Origin of the sequence: Serratia nevei, from assembly GCF_037948395.1 — a bacterium.
GTDB lineage: Bacteria > Pseudomonadota > Gammaproteobacteria > Enterobacterales > Enterobacteriaceae > Serratia > Serratia nevei.
Genome location: NZ_CP149940.1, coordinates 637799 through 656832, shown reverse-complemented (window position 1 = coordinate 656832; position 19034 = coordinate 637799). Strand labels below are relative to the sequence as shown.

Below are 19034 nucleotides of genomic sequence, written 5' to 3'. Positions count from 1 at the left end.
TTCTCGGTTCCGTTTTCGGCTATAGAGATTAAACCGGTGTCTGTAGCCCGAAGAACTTCCGGGCCGTCACCACATCATTGGCGATTTGCTGCTTCAGGGCATCGAGCGAAGCAAACCGTTGTTCATTGCGCAATTTTGCGCGGAGCACCACCTCAATATGGCGCCCGTAAAGATCCATTGTGACATCCAGCAGATGCACTTCCAGCTGCTGGCGCACGCCGGCGACGGTCGGGCGCGTACCGATATTGGCCACGCCCGGCAGCGGCTGCGGCCCCAGGCCGTACACTTCTACCGCATACACCCCTTTCACCGGCGCCACCAGGCGCTTGAGCGGCAGGTTGGCGGTCGGGAAGCCGATGGTGCGGCCCAGCTCGTCGCCGTGCACCACGCGCCCGGAAATGCTGTACGGGTGGCCCAGCAGGGTCTCCGCCAGCGGCAGATCGTCCTCGCTCAGCGCGGTGCGGATCGCGGTGCTGCTGATGCGCCGCTCGCCTTCGCGGAAGGTCGGGGTGCTGACCACCTCGAAGCCGTACTCTTTTCCGGCCTGCTGCAATAGCGGAAAATCGCCCTGACGCCCGGCGCCAAAGCGAAAATCATCCCCCACCATCAGGAATTTGACGCCCAGTTTTTCCACCAGCAGCTCGGCGACGAACGCCTGCGCGGTGTTGGCGGCAAAACGCGGATCGAACTTGACGCACAGCAGGTAGTCGACGCCCGCCTGCGCCAGGTAGTTGGCCTTGTCGCGCAGGCGCGTCAAACGGGCCGGCGCTTTGTCTGCGGCGAACATCTCCAGCGGCTGCGGCTCAAAGATCATGACCATCACCGGCAGCCCGAGGCGTTGCCCTTGTTGCTTCAACTGCTCCAGCAGCGCCTGATGACCGCGATGCACGCCGTCAAAGTTGCCGATGGTGAGCACGCAACCATGGTGGCGCGCCCGGATATTGTGAATGCCGCGAATTAGCTCCATAGCTGGCTCAAAACAGTGGAAATCGGCGGATTATACCTTGTACAGCCGGTAAGGTTAACCCGCGATTGGTGCCTTTATGTAATAGACATACCATACCGGAGATAATCTGCGCGTGAAACGGCTTCGCCGCAGTTTATCCGGCACTGCCGGGCCGATTCTCGACCACGGCCAACGGCTTGCGTCCGCCGCGGCAAAACATTGGCGAATTTTCTCGCGAAACACTGTATTCCCAAGAGCGAAGCTGGTAAAATCCTGCGCCATCACAACGTAGCGAGTGCCGCCTGTACAAACGGCGCTTATTTGCACAAATCCATTGACAAACGAAGGCTAAAAGGGCATATTCCTCGGCCTTTGAATTGTCCTCAATAGAATATATTTGGGAGTTGGACCTTGGCTAATATCAAATCAGCTAAGAAACGCGCCGTACAGTCTGAGAAACGCCGCAAGCATAACGCTAGCCGTCGCTCAATGGTGCGTACCTTCATCAAGAAGGTAGACGCAGCTATCGCAGCTGGCGACAAAGAAGCAGCACAAACTGCATTCCTGGTAATGCAGCCACTGGTGGACCGTCAGGCAGCTAAAGGCCTGATCCACAAAAACAAAGCAGCGCGTCATAAGTCAAACCTGACTGCACGCATCAACGCAATGCAATAAGCATTTCGTTATCTGCTTGATAAAAAAACCGGCTCAGGCCGGTTTTTTTACGCCCTGCGTTCAGTGAACCACTAGCAGGAAAACAGCGCCGAGAAGTCTTTGTTGCACACGCGCTGCACCGCCGGATGCTGGATCATGCGCTCAGCGAAGATGATGTAATACTCCTCCTGCACGCTGTCGATGCGCCCAATCTCCACCACGTTGTCATCGTTATAGGTATCCTGCGCATACAGCGTCGGCGCCACGAAAATCGCATTGTGATACATGCCGAAGGCCTTCATCAGCGCCGCATCGTCGAACTCGCCCAGGATCTCCACCTGAATGCCCTGCGTATTAAACCAGTTGAGCAGCTTGCGCCCCAGCATCGAGCGGCGGCCGGGGATCAGCAGCTTGCGCTGCTCCAGGCAGGCCGGGAACGGCAGCTCCGGCGCCGGCTGGCGGCAGAAGAAGCTGATGCCGCACTCGCCCAGCTTCAGCGAGAACAGCCCTTCCTGCTGGCTGGAGTCTACCGGGCAATCCGACAGGATCATATCCAGCTTGTGCTGGCTGAGCTGCTCCAACAGCATCTCGTGCGTCGATTCAAAACAGCGCAGGTGGATCTGTTCGTTATCCACCACTACCGCCGTTTCCAACACCTGGCTGACCAGGCGCTTCGACAGCGCGTCCGCCACGCCAACGTCGAACAGCAGGTTCGACTCTTTGCGGTAGTTGACGATATCCAGCATTTCCTGGCTGAGCATAAACATCTTGTCGGCATAGCGGAACACCAGCTGCCCCAGCTCCGAAGGCACCAACCCGCGCCCCTGGCGTTTGAACAGCTTGCCGTCCAACCGCTCTTCCAGCGCTTTGATCTGGCCGGTGATGGTCTGTGGCGTCAAAAACAACGCTTCGGCGGCACCGACCACGGAACCGGCCTTGCAGACCTGCCAGAAATAGTAAAGGTGATTAAAGTTGATATGCGACATCCTCACGAGCGGCTCTCCTTAACAACGTTTCGCAGCGGCAAACGGTGTGCCGTGACGAGCGACAAACTTCCTTTCCCTGCTTCAGACAACGTATAGCCCCATTAGTCCCAACGAAGAACGGCCGAAGCTGCACATATTTTATACCGCGCAGCTCCGACCAGCCATTTTATTGTGTGCCCTTATCGGGCACACGCAGGATTAACGCACCCGCGGCAACGCCAGACGCAGCAACCCATACCCTGCCACCGCCGCCGCAGTGGAGCCCAGCAGGATCCCCAGGCGGGAATAGGTGCTGAGCGCCGCATCCGCATCGCCGAACGCCAGCGAGGCGATGAAAATCGACATGGTGAAACCAATACCACAGAGCACCGAAACGGCAAACACCTGTTTGAAACCGATCCCCTCAGGCAAGCGGGCGATGCCCATTTTCACCGCCAGCAGGCTGAAGAGGAAAATCCCCAGCGGCTTGCCGATAAACAGCCCGGCCGCAATCCCGACCGGCAACAGCGACGTCAACCCTTCCAGCGATACGCCCTGCAAAGAAACCCCGGCGTTGGCGAATGCGAACAGCGGCAGGATCATAAACGCGACCCAAGGGTGCAGCTCATGTTCCAGCGTCTCCGACGGCGACGGCCCCTTCTTGACGTTCAGCGGGATCATAAAGCCGACGATCACCCCGGCCAGCGTCGCGTGCACCCCGGACTTGAGGATCGCGACCCACAACACCAGGCCGACCATCATGTACAGCGAGGTTTTACCCACGCCGCGCCAGTTCATCACCGCCAGCAGCACCGTCGCCGCCGCCGCCACGCCCAGCGCCACCATCGACACTTCATGGGTGTAGAACAGCGCGATGATGATAATCACGCCCAGGTCATCGATGATCGCCAACGCCAGCAGGAACACTTTCAGGCTGGTCGGCACGCGGTTACCCAGCAGCGCCATTACGCCCAGCGCGAAGGCGATATCGGTCGCGGCCGGGATCGCCCAGCCCTGGCGGGTGACTTCATCTGCGCCGTTGAACAGCAAATAAATCAGCGCCGGCGCCAGCATGCCGCCCAGCGCGGCGATCGCCGGAAACACAGCCTTGTCACGCCCGGACAGCGAGCCCTGCATCAGCTCGCGCTTGACCTCGAGCCCCACCACCAGGAAGAAGATGGCCATCAGGCCGTCGTTGATCCACAACAGCAGCGGCTTGGCGATCTCCAGCGAAGCAATCTTCACCATCACCGGCAGGTTAAGGAATGCCTGATAGATCCCCTGCGCCGGGGTGTTGGCCATGATCAGGGCGACGATCGCCGCCGCGATCAGAATGATGCCGCCCGCGGCTTCCTGACGTAAAAATTGACGAATGATGTTGGTCACAATACGTCTCTCCAAATCCGTGCAGGGCGTAGCGCCCTGCGAACCACAGTCATGAAGTGAGTATAGAGGGCGTTTTAGTTCGAAAAAATAAGTTTATAAATGCTAAATAACTCGATAAAACCGATCAAAAGCACGAATAAGTCACATTATTTATAGGGGATTAGGGGTGCGACATGCAAATAAAAACCCCGGGACAGACGCCCGGGGTTCTAATATAAACCAGCAGAAACAGCAGGTTAGCGAGTCAGGTCGTCAAAGAACTTTTTCACCCCGTCGAAGAAGCTCTTCGAACGCGGGCTGTTCTTGTCACCGGACGGGCCGCCCAGGCTCTCTTCCAGCTCGCGCAGCAATTGCTTCTGCTTGTCGTTCAGATTGACCGGGGTTTCCACCACTACGCGGCACAACAGGTCGCCCTGGCTGCCGCCACGCACCGATTTCACGCCCTTGCCGCGCATGCGGAACAGTTTGCCGGTTTGGGTCTCCGAAGGCACCTTCAGTTTCACCCGGCCGTCCAGCGTCGGCACTTCAATCTCGCCGCCCAGCGCCGCCATGGCGAAGTTGATCGGCACTTCACAGTACAGGTTGTTGCCTTCGCGCTCGAAGATCGGGTGCGCCTTCACCTGCACCTGAACGTACAGATCGCCCGCCGGTGCGCCGTGCTCGCCGGCTTCGCCTTCACCCGCCAGGCGGATGCGGTCACCGGTATCGACGCCGGCCGGAATTTTCACCGACAGCGTTTTGGATTTTTCTACCCGGCCGTGGCCGTGGCACTTGTTGCACGGATCTTTGATGATCTGACCGCGGCCATGGCAGTGCGGACACGCCTGCTGCACGGTGAAGAAGCCCTGACGCATCTGCACCTGGCCCTGGCCGTGACAGGTTGGACAGGTCACCGGCGAGCTGCCCGGCTTGGCGCCGCTGCCGTGGCAGACGTCGCACTCTTCCAGCGTCGGGATGCGGATCTCTTTGGTGACGCCACGTACCGCTTCCTCGAGGGTCAGCTCCATGTTATAGCGCAGATCGGAACCGCGGCTGGCGCGCTGACGGCGGCCTCCGCCGAAGATGTCGCCAAACACGTCGCCAAAGATATCGCTGAAGTCAGCACCGCCGCCAAAGCCGCCGCCGCCCATGCCGCCCTGTTCAAAGGCCGCGTGCCCGTACTGATCGTAGGCCGCGCGTTTCTGGTCGTCGGTCAGGACTTCGTAAGCTTCTTTAACTTCTTTAAACTTGGTTTCGGCGTCTTGTTCCTGGTTGCGGTCAGGATGGTATTTCATCGCCAGGCGTTTGTACGCCTTTTTGATCTCACGTTCATCCGCCGTCTTGCTGACGCCGAGAATCTCGTAATAGTCTTTCTTCGCCATTCTTTCGCTTACCCTTAACATGCGTGCACGGGCGCAGAGTTGCCTCGACGCCCGTGCTGGTTTCCGGGAGCGGCATCTCGGCCGCCCCGTGCCCGCTTAAGGGCGATTATTTTTTGTCTTTAACTTCTTCGAACTCAGCGTCAACCACGTCGTCGTCTTTCTGCGCCGCGTTGTCCGCGCCGGCGTCAGCACCCTGCTGAGCCTGCTGCGCCTGGGCCATTTCCAGCAGTTTGCCGGAAACCTGCACCAGAGCCTGAGTCTTCGCTTCGATCTCGGCTTTATCTTCGCCTTTCACTGCCGCTTCCAGATCTTTCAGCGCCGCTTCGATCGCCGTTTTGTCTTCCGCCGGCAGTTTGTCGCCCGCTTCTTCCAGCTGCTTGCGAGTGCCGTGGATCAGGTGATCGGCCTGGTTACGTGTCTGTACCAGCTCTTCGAACTTGCGGTCGGCTTCAGCGTTCAGCTCGGCGTCGCGCACCATTTTCTGGATTTCGTCTTCGTTCAGGCCAGAAGATGCCTTGATGGTGATCTTCTGCTCACGACCGGTGTTCTTGTCTTTGGCAGACACGTGCAGGATGCCGTCGGCATCGATATCGAAGGTGACTTCGATCTGCGCCATGCCGCGCGGTGCCGCCTGAATGCCGTCCAGGTTGAACTGGCCCAGAGATTTGTTATCGCTGGCGCGCTTACGCTCACCCTGCAGCACGTGGATGGTTACCGCAGACTGGTTGTCTTCAGCGGTAGAGAACACCTGGCTGTGCTTGGTCGGGATCGTGGTGTTTTTGGTGATCAGCGGCGTCATCACGCTGCCCATGGTTTCGATACCCAGCGACAGCGGGGTCACGTCCAGCAGCAGAACGTCCTTCACATCACCGGCCAACACGCCGCCCTGTACCGCAGCGCCCACGGCAACCGCTTCGTCCGGGTTCACGTCTTTACGCGGCTCTTTGCCGAAGAAGTCTGCGACTTTCTTCTGCACCATTGGCATACGGGTCTGGCCGCCCACCAGGATCACGTCCTGGATGTCGGAAACCGACAGGCCTGCGTCTTTCAGCGCCACTTTCAGCGGCTCGATAGAACGTGCAACCAGATCTTCAACCAGCGACTCGAGTTTGGCGCGAGTCACTTTGATGTTCATGTGTTTTGGACCGGTCGCGTCTGCCGTGATGTACGGCAGGTTAACGTCGGTCTGCTGAGCGGAAGACAGTTCGATCTTCGCTTTCTCAGCGGCTTCTTTCAGACGCTGCATCGCCAGCGGATCGTTGCGCAGATCGATACCCTGATCTTTCTTGAACTCTTCCACCAGGTAGTTGATCAGACGGCTGTCGAAGTCTTCGCCACCCAGGTGGGTGTCACCGTTGGTCGCCAGCACTTCGAAGGTTTTTTCGCCGTCAACGTCGTCGATTTCGATGATGGAGATATCGAAAGTACCGCCGCCCAGGTCATAAACCGCGATGGTGCGGTTGCCGACTTCTTTGTCCAGACCGTAGGCCAGGGCCGCAGCGGTTGGTTCGTTGATGATGCGCTTGACTTCCAGACCCGCGATGCGGCCGGCGTCTTTGGTCGCCTGACGCTGGGCGTCGTTGAAGTAAGCCGGTACGGTGATAACCGCTTCAGTTACCGGTTCGCCCAGGTAATCTTCCGCCGTTTTCTTCATTTTCTTCAGCACTTCCGCAGAGATCTGCGGCGGAGCCATTTTCTGGCCTTTCACTTCCAGCCAAGCGTCGCCGTTGTCGGCTTCGACGATTTTGTACGGCATGATCGCTTTGTCGCGCTGCGCTTCTTCATCCTGGAAGCGGCGACCGATCAGGCGCTTGATGGCGAACAGGGTGTTTTCAGGGTTGGTCACTGCCTGACGCTTAGCCGGCTGGCCAACCAGAGTTTCACCGTCCTGGGTATATGCGATAATAGAAGGAGTGGTGCGGTCGCCCTCGGCGTTTTCCAGCACGCGTGCCTTGGCACCATCCATAATTGCTACGCAAGAGTTGGTAGTACCCAGGTCGATACCAATAATTTTACCCATCTAAACGTCTCCACTAAAAAATTCATAATCAGTCAGGTTGCTAACCTATATGCGGGCGATTTTTTGCTTTTCAACTGCCCGATATCTCAGTGCGACCCGCGGTTAGCAACTGCGGTTGCAAATAAGATGGGGCCATCCAATCCGGCATCAAGGGGCAAGGCGAAAAAAATTTCTTTTTTTTATCGTCATTCAGATCATTGTTTCCGGCTGCGGGGATCATTATGATGCGCGCGCTCTGGTGGAAAACTTCGATTTTTTGGCCATTCAGACCATTTATTATTTTACTTCGCTGTTTCCGTTAATTTTCTGTTATCGCAGAGGACTTATGCACACCAACAAGTTGGCGAATCCCGGCCCTCTCGGCCTGATGGGCTTCGGGATGACCACCGTCTTGCTGAACCTGCACAACGCGGGCTTTTTCCCACTGAACTCCGCCATCATCAGCATGGGGATTTTCTTCGGTGGCCTGGCCCAGATCCTGGCCGGTCTGCTGGAATACAAGAAGGGCAACACCTTCGGCATGACCGCTTTCACCGCCTACGGCAGCTTCTGGCTGAGCCTGGTCGGTCTGCTGCTGCTGCCGCGTCTGGGCCTGGCTGAGGCCACCGAGGCGCACGTGCTGGGCATCTACCTGGCGCTGTGGGGCGTCTTCACCCTGTTCATGTTCTTCGGCACCCTGGCCGCCAACCGCGTGCTGCAGTTCGTGTTCGCCAGCCTCACGCTGCTGTTCGCCCTGCTGGCCGTCGGCAACATCACCGGCAATCACGCGCTGCTGACCTTCGCCGGCTATGAAGGCATCATCTGCGGTGCCAGCGCCATTTACCTGGCGATGGCCGAAGTGCTCAACGAGCAATACGGCCGCAAGGTGTTGCCGATTGGCGAACCGGCTCCGGCCCGCGTCGCGGCCTCACCGGTGGCGGCGTAATCGCCCTTCCCTGATGAAAAAGCCCTGCAGTGCAGGGCTTTTTTTTAGCTGTAGGAATCGGCTCGCCGCTCCCCGGCTTCGCTGTTCAGATCGCGATGCAGGTAGAAGCCGAGCAGCAGCCCGATGAGCGACAGCGCCAACACGTAGTAAGCGGGTGCTAACGGGGTCAATTTCATGATCAGCGTCACAAAAATAGGGGTTAAACCGCCAAAAATAGCGTACGAGACATTATATGAGAACGAGATGCCGGTAAACCGCACTTCCGCTGGGAACGCCCGCACCATCACGTACGGCACGGCCCCCACCACGCCTACGCTGAACCCCACCAGCGCATAGCAGGCGAATAGCATTTCCGGGTGCACGCCCACCGTCTGATAGAACAGCCAGCTGCAGCCGGCCAGCAGCACACTGCCAACCACCAGCGTTTTGCTGGCGCCAAAGCGATCGGCCGATAAACCGGCGACGATGCAGCCGGCGATCAGCATGATGGTGGCGATGCTGTTGGCCTGCAGCGTCAAGGCCGGCGCAATGCCGAACTGCTTTTGCAGATAGGTCGGGGTCATCAGGATCACCACCACGATGCCGGCGGAGAGCAGCCAGGTCAGCAGCATCGATACCACCACTTCCCGCTTGTGGTTGAGCACCACCGACTTCAGCGGCAGCTCCTCGGCCAGCGCTTTACGCGCCTGCATCTCGATGAAGATCGGCGTTTCCTGCAGCCAGCGGCGCAGGTACATCGCCACCAGGCCGAACATGCCGCCCAAGAGGAAAGGAATGCGCCAGCCGCCGCCGGCGATGCTCTGCGGGCTGAGCGTAGTGTTGATCACCGTCGCCACCACCGAGCCCAGCAGGATGCCCACCGTCAGCCCGGCGGTCAGCGTGCCGCAGGCGAAGCCGATGCGCCGGCGCGGCACGTGTTCGGCAACGAAGACCCAGGCGCCCGGCACCTCACCGCCGATCGCCGCCCCCTGCAGCACGCGCATCAACAGCAGCAGCAGCGGCGCAGCAATGCCGATGCTGGCGTAGGTCGGCAGCAGGCCCATCGCCAACGTCGGCAACGCCATCAGCAGAATGCTCAGGGTAAACATCTTCTTGCGGCCGACCAGATCGCCGAAGTGCGCCATCACGATGCCGCCCAGCGGGCGGGCCAGATAGCCGGCGGCGAAGATGCCGAAGGTTTGCACCAGACGTAGCCACTCCGGCATGTCCGCCGGGAAGAACAGATCGCCGACCACGGCGGCGAAGAACACGAAGATGATGAAGTCGTAAAACTCCAGCGCGCCGCCCAACGCGGCCAACGTCAGCGTTTTGTAGTCTTGCCGGTTCAGCCGGCGATTAGTGTCGTGAGGCATAGGGCACCGTCGGTAAAGGCTGTAAAAATAAAAGCCGCAGGCTTTCTGTAAAAGAATCCTTACTATAGCGGCAAATTATTTTCACACCAGACGGGCTGAAGCCGATCTCGCAGAATGCTGAAATTTAGAGGTTTATCTCGCGACGCGCGCTCTTTGGCCGAAATGCTGCTACCACCGCGGCGTGCGTTTCGACGTAAGGCCCGTCGAGCAGTTGAATGCAATAAGGCACGCTGGCGAAGATGCCGTGTACCACCGCATTGCCCTGCTCATCCTTTACCCCTTCCAGCGTTTCCTTGATCGACTTCGGTTGGCCGGGCAGGTTGATGATCAGCGCCTGTTTGCGGATCGCCCCCACCTGGCGAGAAAGAATTGCCGTTGGCACATAGTGTAGGCTGATCTGACGCATTTGCTCGCCGAAGCCGGGCATCACGCGATCGGCGATCGCCAGCGTGGCGTCGGGGGTGACGTCGCGGCGCGCCGGCCCGGTGCCGCCGGTGGTCAACACCAAATGGCAGCCCATTTCGTCCACCAATTCGCACAGCGTCTGTTCAATTTGCGTCTGCTCATCGGGGATCAGCCGGGTTTCCAGCTTGAAGGGCGTCGCCAGCGCGCCGCTCAGCCACTCTTCCAGCGCCGGGATGCCTTTATCCTGATAAACGCCGCCGGAAGCGCGATCGGAAACGGAAACCAAACCAATACGTAAAATATCCATGCGTAACCTCTACAGCCTGATGGGGTCCGAACGGGTTCGTCTCCCGTTCTGTTGTCATTGCCGAGAGTATAAGGGCTTCCCCCGCCGGCGGGAGCGTCGGGCATAAAAAAAGGTGGCCTGAGCCACCTTTTTACTGCGCGATCTGCGGGAATTACAGCAGGTCGGCGATCATTTTTTCCAGTTTGCCCTGGTCTACGGCAAACTTGCGGATACCGTCGGTCAGTTTCTCAACCGCCATCGGATCCTGGTTGTGCTGCCAGTAGAACTCAGGTTCGGTCAGTGCGGCAGGACGCGCCTTCACTTCACCGGTGTAAGACAGTTTGCGCTCCAGCGCGCCTTCGCTCTCCGCCAGCTCTTTCAGCAGCGCAGGGGCGATGGTCAGGCGGTCACAGCCGGCCAGTTCGATGATTTCGCCGACGTTACGGAAGCTGGCGCCCATCACCACGGTGTTGTAACCGTGCTGTTTGTAGTACTGGTAAATTTCGGTCACGGAGATCACGCCCGGATCTTCGTGCGGGGCGAACTCTTTCTTGTCGCCGTTGGCTTTGTACCAGTCGAGGATACGGCCGACGAACGGCGAGATCAGGTAAACGCCGGCTTCGGCACAGGCGCGAGCCTGAGCGAAGGAGAACAGCAGCGTCAGGTTACAGTTGATGCCTTCTTTCTCCAGCTGCTCCGCCGCGCGGATGCCCTGCCAGGTCGAGGCCAGTTTGATCAGGATGCGATCGTTGCTAATGCCGGCTTCGTTGTACAGTTTGATCAGGCGTTTGGCCTTGGCCACGCTGGCGACGGTGTCGTAAGACAGACGCGCATCCACTTCGGTGGAGATACGGCCCGGAACCAGTTTGAGGATTTCCAGACCGATGTTGACCGCCAGCTTGTCGGCGGCGTCGGCGATCTGCTGCTCGCGATCGCTGCTCTGGCCGCGCGCCCAGGCGATGGCTTCGTCAATCAGTTTGCGGTATTCAGGAATTTGGGCTGCATTGAGGATCAGCGAAGGGTTGGTTGTAGCATCCTGCGGTTGATACAGCTTCATTGCCGCGATATCACCCGTGTCTGCAACCACCGTGGTCAGCTGGCGCAGGGAAGTTAATTTGTCGGTCATGTTGGCATTATCTCATCGTTTGTGCATGAACTTTTGGCATTGTTCAACCATGCCCTACCCTGATAATAACATGCGCCAAGCCCGGTGCAAGGCTGGAAAACCGCGGCGCGCAAGCATCTGTTTTATCCTTGGGCGAGCAACCGTTTACGCCGATATCTTTCGCCATAACCGAGCGGATGGAAAGGCAATAACGTGCTATTGTCCGAATAAATTATGTTAAATTCGAAAAAATTGATGCAATTCGTCCGCTAATCTGCGAAAAATCTTAATCGACTGACGCCGGACCAATTCCAGCTAAGCTCTTGTAAAAAATAGGCCAATGTTTTTCACCTGCGGTGGATGCTGCAAGGTGCGCATTAAATTTCGATAAGAGGAGGGATCCCTTGACGGACCTGATGAACTTTATAAACAATATTTTGTGGGGGTCGGTGCTGATTTATCTGCTGCTCGGCACCGGCATCTACTTCACGTTGCGCACCCGCTTTATCCAGCTCCGCCACTTCAGCCACATGTTCTCGGTGTTGAAAAACAGCAATAAAAGCGACAGCGCCGGCATCTCCTCTTTCCAGGCGCTGTGTACCACGCTGGCGGCGCGCGTCGGCACCGGCAACCTGACCGGCGTCGCCATCGCCCTGACCGCCGGCGGCCCCGGTGCCATCTTCTGGATGTGGGTGGTGGCGTTTATCGGCATGGCCACCTCCTTTGTGGAAAGCTCGCTGGCGCAGCTCTACAAAACCAAAGACGATAACGGCAACTACCGCGGCGGCCCGGCCTACTACATGGAAAAGGGCCTCGGCATGCGCTGGATGGGCGTGCTGTTCTCCATCTTCCTGATCATCGCGTTCGGCCTGGTATTCAACGCTGTGCAGGCCAACTCCATCGCCCAGGCCTCTGCCGTCGCCTTCCATTTGCAGCCGCTGCACGTCGGCATCGGCCTGGTGGTGTTGAGCGGCGTGGTAATCTTCGGCGGCATTCGCTCCATTGCCAAAGTGGCCGAACTGGTGGTGCCGCTGATGGCGGGCGCCTACCTGCTGTTGGCCCTCTGGGTGATTGGCCATAACATCGAACACATGCCGGCGATCCTGGCGCTGATCTTCAAAAGCGCCTTCGGCCTGCAGGAAGCCGCGGCCGGCGCCGTCGGTTACGGCATCTCCCAGGCGATGACCCAGGGCGTGCAGCGCGGCCTGTTCTCCAACGAAGCCGGCATGGGTTCGGCGCCCAATGCGGCAGCGTCCGCCTCGCCTTATCCGCCGCATCCGGCTTCGCAAGGCTACGTGCAAATGCTCGGGGTATTTATCGATACCATCGTCATCTGCAGCGCCACCGCGGCGATCATCCTCTCCTCCGGCATTCTCGATCAGCCGACCGACAGCATCAGCGGCATCGATCTGACCCAGCGCGCGCTGTCGACCGCCGTCGGCAGTTGGGGGGCGCCGTTCGTCGCCATCGCCATCTTCTTCTTCGCCTTTACCTCGATCATCGCCAACTACGCCTATGCCGAGAGCAACCTGGTATTCCTCGAGCACAACCACCCGGGCGGCCTGATCATTTTCCGCTGCGTGGCGTTGGGCATGGTGATGTTCGGCGCACTGGCGGAGCTGCCGCTGGTGTGGAAAATGGCGGATACTTCCATGGCGCTGATGGCCATCACCAATCTGACGGCCATCCTGCTGCTGTCGCGGGTGGCGCTGAAGCTGGCCGACGACTACCATCGCCAACGCCGCCTGGGCAAGCTGCCGACCTTCGACGCCAACCGTTATCCGGAGCTGAAGTCGCAGCTGGAGCCGGGCGTGTGGGACGGTCATCAACCACCGCGCTGAGTTTTCCGGGGCGCGTGCGGTGCGCGCCTCGGCCTATTGGACCGATTGCCCCTTTTTCCCGCGCTTTTTGCTACAGTATCCGCACTTGGATAAACAGGATCTGGCCATGCTCGTTATTATTTCCCCTGCAAAAACTCTCGATTACGACAGCCCGCTGGCGACAGAACGTTTCACGCAGCCCGAACTGCTGGACAAGTCTCAGCGGCTTATCAAAATTTGCCGCGAGCTGACGCCGGCGCAAATCGCCAGCCTGATGAGCATCAGCGACAAGCTGGCCGGGCTGAACGCCGCGCGCTTTAGCGAGTGGCAGCCCAAATTTACCCCAGACAATGCCCGTCAGGCGCTGCTGGCGTTCAAGGGCGACGTTTACACCGGCCTGCAGGCGCAGGATTTCAACGAGGCCGATTTCGACTTTGCCCAGCAGCATCTGCGTATGCTGTCCGGCCTGTATGGCGTGCTGCGCCCGCTCGATCTGATGATGCCGTACCGGCTGGAGATGGGCATCAAGCTGGAAAACCCGAAAGGCAAAGATCTGTACAGCTTCTGGGGCGATCAAATCACCCAGAAACTCAATGAAGCGCTGGAGCAGCAGGGCGACGACGTGGTGGTCAACCTGGCGTCCGACGAGTATTTCAAGGCGGTGAAGCCGGCCAAACTGCACGGCGCGCTGATCAAACCGGTGTTCCTCGACGAGAAGAACGGCAAGTTCAAGGTCATCAGCTTCTACGCCAAGAAAGCGCGCGGGTTGATGAGCCGCTTTATCATCAAGAACCGCCTGACGCGCAGCGAGCAGCTGGTGGACTTCAACCTGGAAGGCTACGCCTTCGACGAAGCCGCCTCGCAGGGCAATGAACTGGTGTTCAAACGCCCGGAGCAGGCATAAAAAAAGCCGTCGCAAGACGGCTTTTCGTATTCTAGCCTGCCGAACTTCAGGCCGGCAGCGCCATCAGGAATTTGCGCAGTTCGGCAAAGCCGGCCGGCAGCGTGTGCGACAGCAGCGGCAGATCGGCCCGCAGCGCCAGCGCTTTCGGCAACGGCAGTTCCTGGCCGAGGATCGCTTCTACGCTCTCTTTAAACTTGGCCGGATGCGCCGTGCCGAGGAACAGACCGAACTCCCCTTCCTGCAGCTGATCGCGCAGCGCGCGATAGGCAATGGCTGCGTGCGGTTCTGAGATATAACCCAGCTCGGCCAGTTCACGCATCGTTTCCCTGGTGGTCTCATCGCTGACCGCCGCGTGGCCCAGCTCTTTCAGCTGCCAGACCTTACGACGGAACAGCTCTTCCACGCGCGGCCAGTTGTTTGGCTGGCTGACGTCCATGGCGTTGGACAGCGTCGCGACCGTGGCGTGCGGCTGCCACTGGCCGCTGGTCAGGAAGCGCGGCACGGTGTCGTTGGCGTTGGTGGCGGCAATAAAGCGCTTCACCGGCAGGCCCAGCGACTTGGCCAGCAGCCCGGCGGTCAGATCGCCGAAGTTGCCGCTCGGCACCGAGATGACCAGCTGATTGCGCGCTTCCTGCGGCAGCTGCGCCACCGCTTCGAAGTAGTAGCAGATCTGCGCCAGCAAGCGGCTGATGTTGATCGAGTTAGCCGAGTTCAGGTGCAACGCGTCTTTCAATTCTTGATCGTCGAACGCCTGCTTCACCAGCGCCTGGCAAGCATCGAAGTCGCCGTCGATCGCTACGGTGTGAATGTTGCCGCCCAGGGTACAGAACAGCTTCTCCTGCAGCGGACTGATTTTGCCCTGCGGATAAAGGATCACCACCCGGACGTTTTTCAGGCCGTAGAAGGCGTGCGCCACGGCGGCGCCGGTGTCGCCGGAGGTGGCGGTCAAAATGGTCACCGGCTGATCGCCGGCCACTTCCGCCAGCATCTGCGCCATAAAGCGGCCGCCGAAGTCTTTGAACGCCAGCGTCGGGCCGTGGAACAGCTCCAGGCAAGAGACGTCTTCGGTCACTTTCGCCACCGGAGCCGGGAACTCAAAGGCGGCCTGCACGCGTTTCTTCAGCGCCGCTTCCGGTACCTCTTCGCCGATAAAGGCCGACAGAATGCGGCTGCTGCGGGTGACAAAGTCCTGCTCCAGCAGCTGGTCGATCTCGGTCAGTTCGAACTCCGGCAGCTCCAGCGGGAAGAACAGCCCCTGCTGCTTGCCCAGGCCTTGTTTGATCGCCTGCGCGAAGCTGACCTGCTCGTTGTGATCCTTAAGGTTGTACAGTTTCATGCGTTATCCCAGTAGTCGAGCGCCTGCGGTATCCAGACGGCAAATATGAACAAAACCTTCGTCGTTTTGCAGATAGTGTTGTTGCAGCCAGGCGGCCATGCGTTGCGCGGTGGCGCCGTCGTTGCAGACGGCGAACAGCGTCGGGCCGGAACCGGAGATGCCGCAGGCCAGCGCGCCGATCTCCTGCGCCGCCTTGCGCGCTTCGGCGAAGCCCGGCAGCAGCCGGGTGCGGTACGGTTCGGCGATCACGTCCTGCATCAATTTGGCGGCCAGCTGCGGCTGACGGGTGTGGCAGGCATGGATAAAACCGGCCAGATAGCGACCATGGCTGATGCAATCCTGACGACGGTATTGCGCGGGTAAAATGGCGCGCGCTTCGGCGGTGGAGACCTTGATGCCCGGATAGGCCATGACCCACAGCCAATCGTCGAAGCACGGCACCTCCTGGCTGATGATGCCTTCTTCTTCCAGCATCAGCTGCAGACCGCCCAGATAGCAAGGCGCCACGTTGTCGTAATGCACGCTGCCGGAAATGCGGCCTTCCAGCTCGCCCATCAGGCCGAGCAGCGTCGTCTTATCCAGCGGCCGATCGCAGAACTCGTTCATCGCCATCAGCCCGGCGACCACCGAACAGGCGCTGGAGCCCAGCCCCGAACCGATCGGCATGTTCTTTTCCAACCGCATCGCCACCGGCACTTCGCGGCCGATCTCCTGGCAGAAACGCTCCCAGCATTGATAAACGATGTTCTCTTTCGGCTCGGCCGGCAGCTTGCTGACGAAGCGCCCGGCATTTTGCAGACTGAACGTCTCGGCGGCTTCGACGCTGACGCAGTCGCCCAGCAGCGTGCCGTCGATCGGCGAAACCGCCGCGCCCAGCACATCGAAACCGACGCTGACGTTACCGATCGAGGCCGGTGCATACACCTTAACCATATTAAACTCCCAACTTCCATGACAGTGTGCGCAGCAGATCGGCGAACACGCCCGCTGCGGTCACATCGTTACCGGCGCCGTAGCCGCGCAGCACCAGCGGCAGCGGCTGATAGTAGCGGCTGTAGAAGGCCAGCGCGTTCTCGCCGTTCTTCACTTTATACAACGGATCGTTGCCGTCCACCGCCTCGATGCGCACCTTGCAGCGCCCTTCGTCGATCAGGCCGACATAGCGCAGCACCTTGCCTTGCTCGGCGGCGTTGGCCACGTTGCGCGCGAACTCTTTATCCAGCTCCGGCAGCCGCGCCAGGAACTGATCCACGTCGCCCGATGCGTCGAAGGACGGCGGCAGCACCGGCTCGACCTCGATATCGCTCAGCTCCAGCTTGTAACCGGCCTCGCGCGCCAGGATCAGCAGCTTGCGCGCCACGTCCATACCGGACAGATCGTCGCGCGGATCCGGCTCGGTGTAGCCGTTGGCCCGGGCCTGCAGGGTCGCCGCCGACAACGACAGCCCTTCGTCCAGCTTGCCGAAGATAAAGGACAGCGAACCGGACAGGATGCCGGAGAAGCGCACCAGCTCATCGCCGGCGTTCAGCAGGTTTTGCAGGTTCTCAATCACCGGTAAACCGGCGCCGACGTTGGTGTCATAGAGGAACTTGCGGTGCGAACCGGCGGCGGCTGCACGCAGTTGCTGATAATAGTTCATCGACGAGGTGTTGGCCTTTTTGTTCGGCGTCACCACGTGGAAACCGTCCGCCAGGAAGTCCACATACTGATCGGCCACCGCCTGGCTGGAGGTACAGTCGACGATCACCGGGTTCAGCAGGTGATACTCCTTCACCAGCCGGATCAGACGGCCGAGATTGAACGGCTCCTGCGCGCCGGCCAGCTCGTCGCGCCAGCTGTCCAGCGCGATACCGTGCACGTTGGTCAGCATCACGCGCGAGTTGGCGATGCCGCACACCCGCAGGTCGATATGTTTTTGCTTCAGCCACGGCTGCTGGCGGTAGATCTGCTCAATCAGCGCCCCGCCGACGCCGCCGACGCCGATGACGAACACTTCGATCACCTGATCGGTGTTGAACAGCATCTGGTGGCTGACGCGCACGCCGGTGGTGGCGGAATCATTGCTGACCACGACCGAAATTGAACGCTCGGAAGAGCCCTGGGCGATGGCGACGATATTGATGTTGGCGCGCGCCAGCGCGGAGAAGAAGCGCGCGGAAATGCCACGCAGGGTGCGCATGCCGTCGCCGACCACCGAGATGATCGCCAGGCGTTCCATGACGTCCAGCGGATCCAGCACGCCGTCTTTCAACTCCAGATAGAACTCCTCCTCCAGCGCGCGGCGGGCGCGCTGCAGTTCGCCCTGCGGCACGCAGAAGCTGATGCTGTATTCGGAAGAGGATTGGGTGATCAGCACCACCGAAATGCCGGCGCGCGACATCACGGCGAACACCCGCGCGGCCATGCCGACCATGCCTTTCATGCCCGGGCCGGAGACGTTGATCATCGCCATGTTGTTCAGGTTGGTGATGCCTTTCACCGGCATCGCGTCATCGGTGCTGTCTTTGCCGATCAGCGTGCCGGGGGCCTGCGGGTTGGAAGTGTTTTTAATCAGGCAAGGGATTTGGAACTGGGCAATCGGCGTGATGGTGCGAGGGTGCAGCACTTTGGCGCCGAAGTAGGAGAGCTCCATCGCCTCCTGGTACGACATCGATTTCAGCAGCCTGGCGTCCGGCACGGTGCGCGGATCGCAGGTATACACGCCGTCGACGTCGGTCCAGATTTCGCAACAGTCGGCGCGCAGGCAGGCGGCCAGCACGGCGGCGGAATAGTCGGAGCCGTTGCGGCCCAGCACCACCAGCTCGCCCTTGTCGTTACCGGCGGTGAAACCGGCCATCAGCACGATGTGGTCGGCCGGGATCGCCGCCGCGGCGATGCGCAACGTGGACTCGGCGATGTCCACGGTGGACTCCAGGTAGTGGCCCTGCGCCAGCAGTTTCTCCACCGGGTTGATCACCGTGACCGGGTAGCCCTTGGCGCGGAATACCCCTTCCATGATGGCGATGGAGAGCTTTTCACCGCGGCAGATAATAGCCGCGTTCACGCTGTCCGGGCACTGCCCCAGCAGTGAAACGCCGTGCAGCACCTGCTTGAGCTGCGCGAACTCTTGATCGACCACGCCCTTCAGCCTGTCGTATTCAAAGCCCGGCAGCGCCTGCGCCAGGCCGCTCAGTAGATCGACAAAGATCCGCTCGGCGTCGCTGATATTCGGCAGAATGTCCTGGCCTGCCACCGTTTTGTCGATCATCGCCACCAGATGGTTGGTGATCTTTGCGGGGGCGGACAAGACCGTGGCTACCTGTCCCTGACGCGCGTTACTCTCCATGATATCGGCGACGCGCAGAAAACGTTCTGCATTCGCCACCGAGGTTCCGCCAAATTTCAGCACTCGCATGTGTGATCTCTCCGAATTTAAGCCGAAAAAAAAGCCCGCACTGATTAGGTGCGGGCTTTTTTCTGTGTTTCCTGTGCGCGTCAGCCCGCCCCGTTACCTGTGGTATCGGTGGTGGTAATAATTGTGGTATTCAGGCTGATATTGCGCATGTTGTCTGTCTGTCTCATGAAATACT

At 59.7% G+C, this 19034-nt stretch carries 16 protein-coding genes and 1 other annotated feature; of the genes, 4 read left to right on the top strand and 12 right to left on the bottom strand.

What is annotated here, in order from left to right:
• Positions 1-28: 28 nt before the first annotated feature.
• Positions 29-967, bottom strand: coding sequence for a bifunctional riboflavin kinase/FAD synthetase (ribF, locus tag V8N38_RS03050; RefSeq protein WP_033637054.1), 939 nt, complete (start codon positions 965-967; stop codon positions 29-31).
• A gap of 390 nt (positions 968-1357) precedes the next feature.
• On the opposite strand from ribF, the gene rpsT reads away from it, so the two are divergent.
• Entirely contained in the window at positions 1358-1621 is a 264-nt protein-coding gene (gene rpsT / locus V8N38_RS03045) for a 30S ribosomal protein S20 (protein WP_033637053.1), read from the top strand.
• 71 nt (positions 1622-1692) lie between these two features.
• Here rpsT and nhaR read toward each other — a convergent pair whose 3' ends face one another.
• The 4 genes from nhaR to dnaK form a co-directional block, all read right to left on the bottom strand.
• Positions 1693-2592, bottom strand: a complete 900-nt coding sequence (nhaR, locus tag V8N38_RS03040; RefSeq protein ID WP_004932962.1) for a transcriptional activator NhaR — start codon at positions 2590-2592, stop codon at positions 1693-1695.
• A 192-nt stretch (positions 2593-2784) separates the two neighbouring features.
• Complete coding sequence (nhaA, locus tag V8N38_RS03035) at positions 2785-3951, bottom strand: Na+/H+ antiporter NhaA (RefSeq protein ID WP_038873350.1); 1167 nt, start codon at positions 3949-3951, stop codon at positions 2785-2787.
• Between the two features lie 236 nt (positions 3952-4187).
• Positions 4188-5312, bottom strand: coding sequence for a molecular chaperone DnaJ (gene dnaJ, locus V8N38_RS03030; protein WP_004932969.1), 1125 nt, complete (start codon positions 5310-5312; stop codon positions 4188-4190).
• Positions 5313-5418: 106 nt separating this feature from the next.
• Positions 5419-7332 (bottom strand): molecular chaperone DnaK, encoded by a 1914-nt coding sequence (dnaK, locus tag V8N38_RS03025; protein WP_004932972.1) that lies wholly within the window; start codon positions 7330-7332, stop codon positions 5419-5421.
• Positions 7333-7657: 325 nt separating this feature from the next.
• Between dnaK and satP the strand changes: the two genes are divergently transcribed.
• Positions 7658-8257 (top strand): acetate uptake transporter, encoded by a 600-nt coding sequence (gene satP, locus V8N38_RS03020; RefSeq protein ID WP_147839721.1) that lies wholly within the window; start codon positions 7658-7660, stop codon positions 8255-8257.
• 44 nt (positions 8258-8301) lie between these two features.
• Here the strand turns inward: satP and V8N38_RS03015 are convergent, their stop codons facing one another.
• The 3 genes from V8N38_RS03015 to tal all read right to left on the bottom strand — a co-directional run bounded on the left by V8N38_RS03015 (position 8302) and on the right by tal (position 11426).
• Positions 8302-9609, bottom strand: coding sequence for an MFS transporter (locus tag V8N38_RS03015; protein ID WP_060422391.1), 1308 nt, complete (start codon positions 9607-9609; stop codon positions 8302-8304).
• Positions 9610-9733: 124 nt separating this feature from the next.
• A complete protein-coding gene (mog, locus tag V8N38_RS03010; RefSeq protein WP_004932980.1) occupies positions 9734-10321 on the bottom strand; it encodes a molybdopterin adenylyltransferase in 588 nt (195 codons plus the stop codon).
• Between the two features lie 151 nt (positions 10322-10472).
• On the bottom strand, positions 10473-11426 hold the full coding sequence (gene tal / locus V8N38_RS03005; RefSeq protein WP_004932982.1) for a transaldolase: 954 nt from the start codon (positions 11424-11426) through the stop codon (positions 10473-10475).
• Positions 11427-11809: 383 nt separating this feature from the next.
• On the opposite strand from tal, the gene V8N38_RS03000 reads away from it, so the two are divergent.
• Positions 11810-13246 carry an alanine/glycine:cation symporter family protein gene (locus V8N38_RS03000; RefSeq protein WP_055317166.1) on the top strand — a complete coding sequence of 479 codons (1437 nt, stop codon included), beginning with the start codon at positions 11810-11812 and terminating at the stop codon, positions 13244-13246.
• Positions 13247-13352: 106 nt separating this feature from the next.
• Positions 13353-14129 (top strand): peroxide stress protein YaaA, encoded by a 777-nt coding sequence (gene yaaA, locus V8N38_RS02995; RefSeq protein ID WP_064290779.1) that lies wholly within the window; start codon positions 13353-13355, stop codon positions 14127-14129.
• Between the two features lie 46 nt (positions 14130-14175).
• Here yaaA and thrC read toward each other — a convergent pair whose 3' ends face one another.
• From thrC to thrL, 4 genes are all read right to left on the bottom strand, one after another.
• Positions 14176-15465 (bottom strand): threonine synthase, encoded by a 1290-nt coding sequence (thrC, locus tag V8N38_RS02990; protein WP_100396039.1) that lies wholly within the window; start codon positions 15463-15465, stop codon positions 14176-14178.
• A gap of 3 nt (positions 15466-15468) precedes the next feature.
• Positions 15469-16398 carry a homoserine kinase gene (gene thrB / locus V8N38_RS02985; RefSeq protein WP_004932993.1) on the bottom strand — a complete coding sequence of 310 codons (930 nt, stop codon included), beginning with the start codon at positions 16396-16398 and terminating at the stop codon, positions 15469-15471.
• A 1-nt stretch (position 16399) separates the two neighbouring features.
• Positions 16400-18859: a bifunctional aspartate kinase/homoserine dehydrogenase I gene (thrA, locus tag V8N38_RS02980; protein ID WP_147839720.1), complete on the bottom strand. Its 2460-nt coding sequence runs from the start codon at positions 18857-18859 to the stop codon at positions 16400-16402.
• Between the two features lie 24 nt (positions 18860-18883).
• Positions 18884-19001, bottom strand: a sequence feature (Thr leader region).
• A complete protein-coding gene (gene thrL / locus V8N38_RS02975) occupies positions 18940-19008 on the bottom strand; it encodes a thr operon leader peptide (protein ID WP_071998276.1) in 69 nt (22 codons plus the stop codon). Its footprint overlaps the feature before it by 62 nt.
• Between the last annotated feature and the right edge of the window lie 26 nt (positions 19009-19034).